The 12290-nt window shown below is 35.4% G+C and carries 15 protein-coding genes; 4 read left to right on the top strand and 11 right to left on the bottom strand.

Translation table 11 applies throughout. The features are described from left to right. Positions 1-60: 60 nt before the first annotated feature. The 8 genes from HGK31_RS10780 to HGK31_RS10745 all read right to left on the bottom strand — a co-directional run bounded on the left by HGK31_RS10780 (position 61) and on the right by HGK31_RS10745 (position 7423). On the bottom strand, positions 61-618 hold the full coding sequence (locus HGK31_RS10780; protein ID WP_191859850.1) for a DUF1579 domain-containing protein: 558 nt from the start codon (positions 616-618) through the stop codon (positions 61-63). 38 nt (positions 619-656) lie between these two features. Beyond that, the gene (locus HGK31_RS10775; RefSeq protein ID WP_191859848.1) at positions 657-2198 is read right to left on the bottom strand and encodes an acyl-CoA carboxylase subunit beta; all 1542 of its coding nucleotides are present in this window, start codon (positions 2196-2198) and stop codon (positions 657-659) included. 166 nt (positions 2199-2364) lie between these two features. Continuing rightward, entirely contained in the window at positions 2365-2781 is a 417-nt protein-coding gene (locus HGK31_RS10770) for a GIY-YIG nuclease family protein (RefSeq protein WP_317169731.1), read from the bottom strand. A 90-nt stretch (positions 2782-2871) separates the two neighbouring features. Then, entirely contained in the window at positions 2872-4338 is a 1467-nt protein-coding gene (gene accC / locus HGK31_RS10765) for an acetyl-CoA carboxylase biotin carboxylase subunit (RefSeq protein WP_191859845.1), read from the bottom strand. A 196-nt stretch (positions 4339-4534) separates the two neighbouring features. After that, complete coding sequence (locus HGK31_RS10760) at positions 4535-5017, bottom strand: acetyl-CoA carboxylase biotin carboxyl carrier protein subunit (RefSeq protein ID WP_191859843.1); 483 nt, start codon at positions 5015-5017, stop codon at positions 4535-4537. Between the two features lie 35 nt (positions 5018-5052). After that, the gene (locus HGK31_RS10755; RefSeq protein ID WP_104735987.1) at positions 5053-5724 is read right to left on the bottom strand and encodes a PrsW family intramembrane metalloprotease; all 672 of its coding nucleotides are present in this window, start codon (positions 5722-5724) and stop codon (positions 5053-5055) included. 27 nt (positions 5725-5751) lie between these two features. Next, positions 5752-6303 (bottom strand): NUDIX hydrolase, encoded by a 552-nt coding sequence (locus HGK31_RS10750; RefSeq protein ID WP_191859841.1) that lies wholly within the window; start codon positions 6301-6303, stop codon positions 5752-5754. A gap of 31 nt (positions 6304-6334) precedes the next feature. Continuing rightward, positions 6335-7423: a M42 family metallopeptidase gene (locus HGK31_RS10745; protein ID WP_104735985.1), complete on the bottom strand. Its 1089-nt coding sequence runs from the start codon at positions 7421-7423 to the stop codon at positions 6335-6337. Positions 7424-7536: 113 nt separating this feature from the next. Here HGK31_RS10745 and HGK31_RS10740 point away from each other — a divergent pair, with 113 nt between their 5' ends. From HGK31_RS10740 to HGK31_RS10725, 4 genes are all read left to right on the top strand, one after another. Next, on the top strand, positions 7537-8214 hold the full coding sequence (locus HGK31_RS10740) for a DUF4294 domain-containing protein (RefSeq protein ID WP_191859839.1): 678 nt from the start codon (positions 7537-7539) through the stop codon (positions 8212-8214). Next, on the top strand, positions 8214-8840 hold the full coding sequence (gene trhA, locus HGK31_RS10735; protein ID WP_191859837.1) for a PAQR family membrane homeostasis protein TrhA: 627 nt from the start codon (positions 8214-8216) through the stop codon (positions 8838-8840). Before HGK31_RS10740 ends, trhA begins: the two co-directional genes overlap by 1 nt. Positions 8841-9348: 508 nt before the next feature. Beyond that, a complete protein-coding gene (locus HGK31_RS10730) occupies positions 9349-9885 on the top strand; it encodes a Crp/Fnr family transcriptional regulator (RefSeq protein ID WP_223115338.1) in 537 nt (178 codons plus the stop codon). A 114-nt stretch (positions 9886-9999) separates the two neighbouring features. Continuing rightward, entirely contained in the window at positions 10000-10560 is a 561-nt protein-coding gene (locus tag HGK31_RS10725; RefSeq protein ID WP_191859830.1) for a YceI family protein, read from the top strand. Positions 10561-10612: 52 nt separating this feature from the next. On the opposite strand, the gene HGK31_RS10720 is transcribed toward HGK31_RS10725, so the two are convergent. From HGK31_RS10720 to HGK31_RS10710, 3 genes are read right to left on the bottom strand one after another with little or no spacing between them, the layout of a single operon-like run. Next, positions 10613-11182, bottom strand: a complete 570-nt coding sequence (locus HGK31_RS10720; protein ID WP_191859828.1) for a GNAT family N-acetyltransferase — start codon at positions 11180-11182, stop codon at positions 10613-10615. A gap of 3 nt (positions 11183-11185) precedes the next feature. Next, positions 11186-11614, bottom strand: coding sequence for a DUF4268 domain-containing protein (locus HGK31_RS10715; protein ID WP_191859826.1), 429 nt, complete (start codon positions 11612-11614; stop codon positions 11186-11188). Positions 11615-11617: 3 nt separating this feature from the next. After that, complete coding sequence (locus tag HGK31_RS10710; RefSeq protein WP_104735978.1) at positions 11618-12289, bottom strand: ZIP family metal transporter; 672 nt, start codon at positions 12287-12289, stop codon at positions 11618-11620. Between the last annotated feature and the right edge of the window lies 1 nt (position 12290).

The raw sequence follows: 12290 nt of genomic DNA, 5'->3' as shown, positions 1-12290 counted from the left end.
CTTAAAAATAAAAACGCCCTAATTCGTGATTAAGGCGTTTAATAGTTGAAAATTAGAGTATTATTTTTTTCTGGTATAATTAATTTCCATGTTTTTAATATCCTTGCCGTCAACTACCATAAACATTTCAAATTTATGAGAGTCTTCAGAAAGTTTGGTAAGTACTTCCTTAACTTGCATATCCTTACCACTAGCAGGATCCAACATAGAGCCACGCAAAGTCAATGTATCTTTATCTAGCTGCCCTTTCAAAAGCATAATGCTGCTTCCAAAATTATCTATCCATGTGGCAATGAATTCTTTTTTGGCATTATCATAACCAGTGATACTCTCACCCATAAATGGCATGCCCATCATGTTTCCTGAATGTTGTGAACGTTGATATAAACCGCCCATTATCATATCATTTTTAGTAGTAGCTGTTGATATGTTTGGTGGTTGTGACGGATCCATCCACATAGTTACAGTGGCATCCCAATCACCATTCATCGAGGCTAACCATTTGTGGTTTTCTCCTGGCGTCATGTTTTCTTGCCAGGCTTTCATTTCTTCTGGGGTTTGTGAAAAAGCTGTAAAGCTTAACAATAAGCCCAAGCTTAAAAGGATTAGTTTTTTCATGTTGTTTATAGATTAATTAGATTTTTAAAGATACTAAATTACAGTGGAATATTACCATGCTTGCGTTTGGGTCTGTTTACCTCTTTATCTTCCAACATTGCAAAGGCTTTTATCAGCTTACGACGTGTATCTTTGGGTAAAATGACTTCATCAATAAAACCACGTTCTGTTGCGCTGTAAGGATTAGCAAACTTTTCAGCATATTCGGCTTCCTTTTCTTTCCACTTTGCTTCTGGGTCATCAGCTTCTTTAATTTCTTTTCTAAAGATGATTTCCGCAGCACCTTTGGCACCCATCACGGCAATTTCAGCACTTGGCCAGGCAAAGTTCATATCAGAACCAATGTGTTTTGAGTTCATCACATCATAAGCACCACCATACGCTTTTCGGGTGATAACCGTTATTCTTGGTACAGTGGCTTCACTAAAGGCATACAATAATTTAGCACCATGAACAATTATACCATTCCATTCTTGGTCGGTTCCAGGTAAGAATCCAGGAACATCTTCTAAAGTTAACAACGGAATATTGAAAGCGTCACAAAAGCGCACAAAACGCGCTGCTTTTTTAGAACTGTTTACATCTAATACACCAGCTAAAAACATGGGTTGATTGGCAACAATACCAATGGATTTTCCGCCTAGTCTAGCAAAACCGACAATAATATTTTCGGCATGGTCTTTATGAATCTCGTAAAATGAATCTTCGTCGATAATACCAGAAATAACCTCGTGCATATCGTAAGGCTTGTTGGCATTATCAGGAACAATGTCAGATAATTCCTCTCGTAATTCATCACCTAATTCAAACGGTAAAGCTTTTGGCTTTTCTTGGTTATTTTGTGGTAAATAGCTCAATAGTTTTTTAATGTCTTCTAAACATTCTACATCATTTGATGCCGTTTTATGCGCAACACCAGATTTGGTAGCATGGGTAGAAGCACCACCAAGTTCCTCGCTAGTAACTTCTTCATTAGTCACCGTTTTTACAACATTTGGTCCAGTTACAAACATATAACTGGTATTTTCAACCATAAGGGTAAAATCGGTCATGGCAGGAGAATATACAGCACCACCAGCACAAGGTCCCATAATGGCAGATAACTGCGGAATAACACCTGAAGCTTGTACGTTTCTGTAAAAAATATCAGCATAACCACCAAGAGAGCGCACACCTTCTTGAATACGTGCGCCACCAGAATCATTCAACCCAATTAATGGTGCTCCAACTTTTACAGCAAGGTCCATAATCTTGCAAATCTTTTCGGCGTGAGTTTCTGAAAGCGAACCACCAAAAACCGTAAAATCTTGTGCGAAGATATATACTAAACGGCCATCAATAGTACCATAACCCGTTACAACACCATCGCCATAAAACTGTTGTTTGTCCATGCCAAAGTCCTTCGTGCGGTGCGTGACTAAAGCACCAATTTCTTCAAACGAGCCTTCATCTAGCACATATTGTATACGTTCGCGAGCGGTAAGTTTTTTATTTGCATGTTGTTTTTCTATACGTTTTTCGCCTCCACCTAAATAGGCTTGGGCTAGTTTTTCGTTTAAGTCTTTTATTTTGTCTTGCATAGCATGTATGTTTTTATTTTGTCATCCTGCGCTACGACGCAGGATCCACTACGTTGATTTTTCTAGGATTCCGCATCAAGTGCGGAATGACAAGTAATTGTTCTAATTTTATTTCGTTGTACCTGTATCATTTTCTTTGTCATCCTGAACTTGATTCAGGATCCACTTAATATATCCAATCTTCTGCTAAATCATTCCAGTTTTTATTTTCAGCTTCAATTAGGTCAATCTTCCATTGTCTATTCCAATTTTTTAATTGCTTTTCTCTTTTTATTGCATCATTTACATATTGAAATTGTTCAAAGTACACTAATTTGTCTAATCCATAATTTTTAGTAAAACCTTCAATAAGTTTTGCTTTGTGCTCAAATACTCTTCGTTCTAAATCATTTGTCATACCAATGTAAAGTGTTCCGTTCTTTTTATTTGTTAATATGTAAACATAAAATTGGTAATAATTTCCTTTCATTTTGAAATATTTAAATGAATTATTTATGGATTCCGTGTCGTAGCACGGAATGACAAAAGTTGGCGTGTTTTTTGAAAATGTTTCACTATTAGTTATTTTATATGTATTCCGCATTATCAAATCAAGTTTGGTACAGGCTCTGTGCGGAATGACAGTATTGTTGTTTTTTTGTCATCCTGCGCTCCGACGCAGGATCCACTGTGTTTATTTTGTGGATTCCGCATCAAGTGCGGAATGACAAGTTCGTAATACGTTTTGGTCTTCCAGATACTGTTTTACAGCAATAAGTGCAGCAATGTTAGCTTCGGCTTCTTGTTTGGCTTTAATGGCTTCAGGAGAGTAATGTTTTTTAACAAAATGTGTGTCAAAATTTCCTGAACGGAAGGCGTCATGCTCACAAACAAACGTACCAAATGGGAGCGTGGTTTGAATACCTTCAATTTGATAATTTTCTATCGCTTTTATCATCAATTGAATGGCTTCATCACGTGTGTTTCCGTAGGTGATTAATTTTGAAAGCATGGGATCGTAATAAATTGGGATATCCATACCTTCTTCAAAACCGTTATCCACACGAATGTTTTCACCAATAGGCAATTGATACACATCTAAATGACCAACACTTGGTAAGAAATCGTTTAGCGGATCTTCGGCATAAACACGTAACTCCAAAGCGTGACCGTGAATGCTTAAATCGTCTTGTTTAATGGCCAATACTTCACCACGAGCCACACGAATCTGCAACTCAACCAAATCGGTTTTTGTGATTAATTCGGTAACAGGATGTTCTACTTGCAAACGCGTATTCATTTCCAAGAAATAGAAGTTGTGGTTTTCATCTAATAAAAACTCAACCGTTCCTGCACCAATATAATCGCAGGCTTTTGCCACTTTGACTGCAGCTTCACCCATTTTAGCACGTAACTCTGGCGTTAATACAGACGAAGGCGCTTCTTCAACTACTTTTTGATGACGACGTTGAATACTACATTCGCGCTCAAATAAATGAATCACGTTGCCATGCGTATCTGCCATCACTTGAATTTCAATATGACGTGGCGATGCTACGTATTTCTCAATAAATACGGAACCATCACCAAAAGCATTAACGGCTTCACTAATAGCACGATTCATTTGCGATTCAAAATCGGCTTCTTTTTCAACAATACGCATGCCTTTTCCACCACCACCAGCAGAGGCTTTTATTAAGATAGGAAACCCAATGCCTTTGGCAATGTCTTTGGCTTCGGCAATATCTGTAATGGCTTCATCGGTTCCGGGAACCATTGGAATATCATAAGCTTTTACAGCATCTTTTGCTGCAAGCTTACTTCCCATAATTTTTATGGCTTTGCTTTTTGGTCCTATAAACGTAATGTTGTTGGCTTCGCATAATTCGGCAAAGTCAGCGTTTTCAGATAGAAATCCATAACCAGGATGAATGGCATCTACGTTCAGGTCTTTAGCAACTTGTATAATTTTATCACCTAATAGGTACGATTGATTAGAAGGTGCTTCTCCAATTAAAACAGCTTCATCGGCATATTTTACATGGGGTGCATTTCGGTCTATAGTAGAGTAAACGGCAACCGTTTTAATACCCATTTTTTTGGCAGTTCGCATCACACGAATGGCAATTTCGCCTCGGTTTGCTACTAGTATTTTTTTCATATTTTCTTTAGAATAAAGAACAAAGACTGCTTTGCTGTAAGAACAAAGATTTCTTGGTTTTGTGTTTTATAAATTTTTTGTGTCACCCTATTAGAGATTTACTTTGTCATTTTTTTTAAGGCTCTGAATAAAAGAATAAAGATTCAATTGTAAAAATGTCTTGGTTCTTGACTCTTTCAGTCTTTTGTCTTAACAATTACTCAAATTCAATTAACAGTTGGTTTTTATCAACAGCATCGCCTTTTGCTACAGATATGGTTTTTATAACACCATCACGAGGTGATGTTAGTACGTTTTCCATTTTCATAGCTTCAAGGATTAAGAGCGTGTCGTCTTCTTTTACTTCTTGTCCTACATGTATGTTGATGTCTAAAATCAATCCAGGCATAGGCGCTTTAATGTCATTTACATGTTTTGTAGCACCAATTTCAAAGCCCATGTCTTTAATAAGCTGATCTAAAAAATCACTTATTTCAACATTGTAAACTGTATTATTGACTTTAACTTCATAGGTTTTATTGTTGAAGTTTGCATTCAATATTTCTGCTTTGTATGAGCTGTTATTTTCTAAAACATGATAGGTGTTTTTTGAAGTAGCTACGGCATCTAACTTATGAATGGTTTCTTCGGAAATTTCAAAATGATCTGTATTGTTTACAGATGCTTTATAGTTTGTCATGAAATTATTTTTTTGAGATGTAAAGATAATAATTATTAAGCTTTGAAATGGGAGTTGTTTTGATGGCTTTTTATGGCATTTCTTGATAGCACTATGCCAAAGGCTAGCGAAACAAAGGCGCCAATCCAAACACCTGGTATAAAATCTATAAACAAGAAGAAATCATAAGCACCATGGAAAATAATGGCAAGAAGTAAGCCTATTAAATTCAATTGCATCCTATTTTTGGAAAATTTGGCCTTTCCCATATAATAACCCATTAGTATGGCAAATGTAGCGTGGGCTGGAACTGCAGTTACTGCTCTTAATAAAGCGACTTCATAACCACCAGCCATAACATAAAAAATGTTTTCAGTGGCAGCAAATCCCATAGAAACCATTACGGCATAAATAATACCATCATAGGGTTCATTAAAAGCTTCACGTGTTTGCGCATAGTAACGTACAATAATGTACTTGCTGAATTCTTCGGTAAAGCCAACAATGAAGAAGGCCTTTATAAATTGTTCAACAATATTATTTTCTTCTGGAATGATAATATAATCGAAGAGGATGTATAATAAGGTTGTGATAAAAATACTCACAAAGGCACCAAATAAAAAGCAAAAAAATAGTAAGAGTTTAGGCTCTTTATCATATTTGTCCTTCAAGTAAACATATAAAATAATGATGATGACTGGCGCTATTGAAAGTAAAGCTAAATCCATAAATGGAAATTAATTAAAAAAGTAATGTTATAATAATTGTTTTTGAATGGAATCTAAAACCGATAGATAATAGGACCGATTACTTGCTACAAAATGATTAGTATTCTCACTATCCTCAAATAATGACTTAAATGTAGTAATTGAAACAAGTTTTAGCGCTTCAACTTCACCAGGTTGAGGCGTTAGTGATGCGATAGGATCGTTTAATAAAGCGATGAATGTATAGTGAAATTCATTATCTATGATACCATTATCATATGTTTGAAAACATGGGAAAACACCTATTCTCTTCAAATCAGACTCATTAATAGTTAATCCTATTTCTTCTTTGGTTTCTCTTATTGCTGCTTCTTCAATAGTTTCACCAGCATCTACATGTCCAGCGACAGAAACATCCCAAAGCAAGGGGCAAATAGCTTTCGTAGCGGCACGTTGAGCCAATAATATACCACCATGTTTGGTGTAAAACCATACGTGTGCAGTATTATGATAGTAACCCTGCTTGTGAATAGCTGATTTTAAAGCAGATTGTCCTGTTGGCTTTCCAAGTGCGTCAACAATGTCAATTAATTCATCCATAAATTAAAAAGCCTCTTGTAGAGGCTTTATGTTATTTGAAATACGAAAACGTTTCACCATCTTTAATCTTCAACAAGGTTTCATAAATCAAGCGGATAACGTTTTCCACATCATCTTTATGAACCATCTCAACCGTTGTATGCATATAGCGTAATGGCAACGATATTAAAGCCGAAGCAACACCACCATTACTATAAGCAAAGGCATCGGTATCTGTTCCTGTGGCACGTGATAGAGCCGATCTTTGGAAAGGTATCTTCTTGTCTTCAGCCGTATCAGTTATCAGATCACGTAGTTTTTGCTGAACAGCAGGCGCATAGGCGACAACAGGTCCTAAACCAATTTCTAAATGCCCTTCTTTTTTACGCTCAATCATGGGTGTTGTAGTATCATGCGTCACATCAGTTACAATAGCCACATTGGGTTTGATGGTTTGTGTAATCATTTCGGCACCACGTAATCCAATTTCTTCTTGAACAGAATTGGTGACATAAAGACCGAACGGTAGTTTCTTTTTATTTTCATGTAATAAACGAGCCACTTCAGCAATCATAAAGCCACCCATACGATTATCTAAAGCACGACAGACAAACTTATCTTTGTTCAAAATATGAAATTCATCAGGGTAGGTAATCACACAACCAACGTGCACACCCATTTTTTCAACTTCAGCCTTATCTTTTGCACCAATATCTATCGTAATATTATCTGGTTTTGGTGCCTCTTCTTTTGCTTTGTTTCTGGTGTGAATAGCTGGCCATCCAAAAACACCTTTCACGATGCCTTTTTTGGTGTGGATGTTTACAATTTTACTCGGCGCAATTTGATGGTCACTACCGCCATTTCGTATTACATATATCAAACCATTATCAGCAATATAGTTGACGTACCATGAAATTTCATCGGCATGGCCTTCAATAACTACCTTATATTTTGCTTTCGGATTAATAACGCCAACGGCCGTTCCGTAGGTATCGGTTATAAATTCATCAACATAAGGTTTTAAATAGTCCATCCATAGTTTTTGCCCATCCCACTCATATCCAGTAGGTGATGCATTATTTAAATATTTCTCTAAAAAGTCCATAGACTTTTTATTCAATACACTCTTTTTTGCCATGTTTAAATATTTTGCACTAAAATAATAATATTAATACGATTTTAAGGTTTTAGAGGTTGTAAATTATTAATTTTGATGTTCATCTTGGAACGATTTTAGATAGCTAGTTTTTAATGAAATATTTCTTTTACTTCTTATACTTAATACCAGGTTTACTGTTTGCTCAAGTGGATACAGTTGAACAGGATTCCACGGATGTAATGTATATAATTATTGAAGGCGATTCCATTCCGCGTACAGCCATAAACCTCAATGAAATTACCTTATTACACAAGCTGAAGTTTGATAGCAACGAAGACCGAAGAAGATATTTGATTTTAAGACGAAAAACCATTAAGGTTTACCCATATGCCAAACTAGCCGCCGAACGTTTGGAGGCACTTAATGAGCGCATTGAATCCATGGAGCGCAAGAGTGACAAAAAGAAATACACCAAAATCATTCAGAAATATATTGAGGAAGAGTTTTCGGAAGAACTGAAAAAGTTAACCCGTACCGAAGGACAAATTCTTGTAAAGCTTATTCACAGGCAAACAGGAAAAACCACATTCGATTTAATAAAAGATTTGCGAAGTGGCTGGCGTGCGTTTTGGTTTAACAATACAGCGCGCTTGTTTGATATTTCCTTAAAGGAAGAGTTTGATCCTTTAAATAACAAAGAAGACTACTTAATTGAAGATATATTACAACGAAATTTTCAGAGCGGGCGATTGGAAGAACAACAATCGGCTTTAAATTTTGACTTTTTAGAACTGACTGAAAAGTGGATGAATGAAAAGAACAAACCCTAATGCGAAAGCAAACGCAACTTGAAGAGAACCTGAATGCTTGGAGCCATGGCATAGGTGCGCTTCTGGGTATTCTTGCATTAGTATTGTTAGTGGTTTATAACACTAATATAACCGATTGGAGCTTATTTAGTGTGATAGTTTATGGTATTTCCATTGTGCTGCTCTTTACAGCCTCTACATTATATCACGCCATTAAACGTGAAAAGCACAAGCACTATTTTAGAATTTTAGACCACATAAGTATCTACTTATTAATTGCGGGAACCTATACGCCAGTTACACTCATTGCTCTTGAAAACAGCCATGGATGGCCAATGTTTTGGGTTGTTTGGGGTATCGCAGCTTTTGGGCTTATCTTAAAAATTTTCTTTACAGGGAAATTTGAGTTCTTATCGGTATTGCTCTATTTAGCTATGGGCTGGCTGGTGGTTTTTGATTTCACTTACTTATCAGAATCTATTGGTCCCAATGGTGTCTTGTTGTTATTTGCTGGTGGCTTGTTTTATACTTTAGGAATTGTTTTTTACGCCATTGAGCGCATTCCCTATAACCACGTCATTTGGCACCTATTTGTTTTAGGTGGTGCTATTAGCCATTTCTTTATGGTGTTTCTATATATCATTTAATCGAAAAGAATTCCTCGACGTTTGCGTCGTGGTTTGCGATAAAACTGTCATTCCTGCTTGTCATATTGAGCTTGTCGAAATGACGGCAGGAATCTAAATAACAGAATGTCGTTTTATGACTTCCAGTTCAAAAATAAAATGAGTGGAATGCCTTTAAGACTTACTTGCAATATACTTTGTTTAAAGAAATTCTGTATTATCCTCTTCCAACAGGCAATAAATAATACTATCTAGAAATTGTCCCTCAAAAAGATAATTCTCTCTAAAATAGGCTTCCTTTTTGGGTAGCGAATTTAACCCATTTACAAAAGTTTCAAAACGAGTATATAAGAACTAGTAACTATTTGGAATCTTATTTAAAACATCAAAATTAGAATTAGTGAATTTACTTAAATAGCGTCAGAAAAACTTTGATTTTTAATCATGTTATTTTACTATTTTTGAAATAATATAAAATAAGCTCACTACTATTCAATCATTACTAAACTATATCAGACAATATATTGATTTGACTTCAGAGGAGATCAATACCTTATCCAATTATGTTGCTGAAAGGAAATATTTAAAAGGACAATATATTTTGCAGCAAGGAGACGTTTGCAAGCATAGTAGCTTCATTCTACAGGGTTGTACTAAAATGTTCTATGTTGATGATACAGGTCAGGAGCACATCATAATGTTGGGCGTTGAAGATTGGTGGGTTTCGGATATTGGTAGTTTTATTGAACAAAAGCCAGCCCAATTCAATATACAATGTTTAGAAAATACAGTTCTGGCACAGTTTCATGTGGATACTATTGATGAAGTCTTTCAAAAAATACCAGCGTTGGAACGCTTTTTTAGAAAATTACTGGAGCGCGGTTTGGCGGCTTCCCAAAAGCGTATTATTAGAAATTTCAGTATGACTGCCAAAGAACGTTATTTATATTTCAAAAATACCTACCCAAACATTGAGCAACGTATTCCGCAATACTTATTGGCATCTTATTTAGGCATAACCAAAGAGTTTTTGAGTAAAATTAAAAGCCAATTGGCTTCCCAATAGACTGTTTTATAACTTAGTTAAACTAGTTTAATATTTTTTAATAAACCAGTTCATTTTTTTTAGGCTACTCTTGTTGCACCTTTGTAAGGTAAAATCATATACAATAAAAATAAAATGAAAAAATCAACTTTAATTATTGTTGCATTTGCAACTTTTACAGCAACTATGAATGCTCAAAAAAAAGATATTAAGAAATCAGAAAGTGAAGTAACCTGGAAAGGTTATAAAGTTACTGGCTCTCATGAGGGTACCATAGCCATTAAATCAGGTAATTTGGTATTTGATGGTGAAACTCTTACAGGAGGAAATTTCGTCATGGATATGACAACTATCGGATCAACTGATTTATCTGGGGAGTATAAAGGTAAATTGGATGGACACTTAAAATCCGATGATTTTTTTGGTGTAGAAAAATACCCGACAGCAAGTTTGATTTTTACAGATGTTCAAGCAAGTGGGAAAAACGCTTACCAAATTACAGGCGATTTAACAATTAAAGAAACAACGCATCCAGTAACATTTATACTTTCGGTTTATGGAAGTAAAGCTACAGCAAACTTAAAAATTGATCGTAGCAAGTATGATGTTAGATACGGATCTAGTAGCTTTTTTGACAATTTACAGGACAAAGTAATCTATGATGAATTTGATATCATAGCTGACTTGCAATTCTAATTAATAGCAAATACTTGTTATTGAAAAGCCACCTGAAAGGGTGGTTTTTTAGTTATTTAATATCCTCTTCCAACAGGCAATAAATAATACTATCTAGAAATTGTCCCTCAAATAGATAATTCTCTCTAAAATAAGCTTCCTTTTTAAAACCAAAATGCACCAATAACTTCTCCGAATTAACATTATTAGGATTGATATTGGCTTCAATACTATGCAGATGTAAGGTTTTAAATCCAAATGGAATCAGGGTTGAAAAGGTTTCCTTCATATAACCGTTTCCCCAATAATCAGGATGCAGACTATACCCAATCTCACCGCGGCAATTGACTTTGTCCAATCGCCAATAACCAAAATAACCAATAAATCTATTTGTAGACTTGTCAATAATAGCCCAGTTAAGGCCAGTCTGCTCAATAAATGAGGTCTGATTGTTACGAATCAGCTCTAAACTGTCCTCAAGGCTTTGATGCCTTTTGGAATCCATATGCGCCATAACCCGATCATCTGTTTTCAGAAAGAACAAATCTTCAGCATCACGCGCTTGAAAATCACGAAAAAGGAGTCTCTCGCTTTCCAATTCGGGAAACGCTTCAAAAACCGATGCATTAATTTCCGTAGGCATAAATTATGATTTTATAACATCTTGATATTCCTCAAAAAAGGCCTCAAACAGATTCATGGTTTCATTAAAAAATACCATCACCTGTTGCCAACTATTTTTATTGTGAATACTCACGTTGTCCTCCAGTGGCACATAAATACGTGATATTTCTTTGCCGTTTTCCAAATAATAGGTTTCCTTAAATAGGGCAGTGGGTAGGTAATCAGCTTTAAGAATACTTTTAAGTGCCAGTAGTTTTTCCCAATAATTAATACGGTTTTCCAAATCACTTTCTACATCCAAAGCCACCAAAGCCTCTTTGGTATCAAAATGAAACTTAAAACTAAAGCCCTTTATTTTGGTATTGTATAACAGCCACTTTCTCGGGAATGATTTTCCAAAGCTTATCCAAAACGTTTCACGTAATTTCCGACTTTCTTCTTTACTAAACATGATTTAGATAAAATAGGCAATAATGATCGCTGATATAATGGTTAGAATTTTGGTTAAATTAAATTTATGTCCTTCACTGCTTTCAAATAGTATGGTTGTAGAGATATGCAAAAAGATACCAATCACAATGGCCGAAATCTCATTGTAGTAATCTTTTATAAAACCAATGGAATCTGACATATAAACACCCAGAGGCGTCATCAATGCAAATAAGATTAAAAACAAGGCTATTTTAAGCTTTGATAGTTGCGATTGCATAAAAAACGTTGCCAATATAATAGCAACAGGAAGCTTATGTACTATAATACCATACACCAAATTGTCATGCGCTTCAATAGGAATGCCTTCTAAAATGGCATGAATACTCAAACTAATGAATAATACCCAAGGGAAAATAGTTTTAGACTTATCCAGATGCATATGCCCATGTTCGGCACCTTTTGAGAAAAACTCCAGAATAATTTGGAACAAAATACCCATCATGATAAAAATACCCACGTTGGAATCCTTGTGTTCGTAAACTTCCGGTAAAAAACTAAATACTGTAATGGATAATAAAAAGGCACCACTAAAGGCTAATAACAATTTTAAATGCCTAACATCTGAAGGCTTTAAAACAAGCACCACAAAAAAGCCTAAAAGCACCGAAATAATGGGTAGTAAGTAATTGAGCATG

The sequence above is a fragment of the Hanstruepera ponticola genome, from assembly GCF_012931685.1.
Taxonomy (GTDB): domain Bacteria; phylum Bacteroidota; class Bacteroidia; order Flavobacteriales; family Flavobacteriaceae; genus Hanstruepera; species Hanstruepera ponticola.
This window is presented reverse-complemented; position numbering and strand designations above follow the sequence as displayed.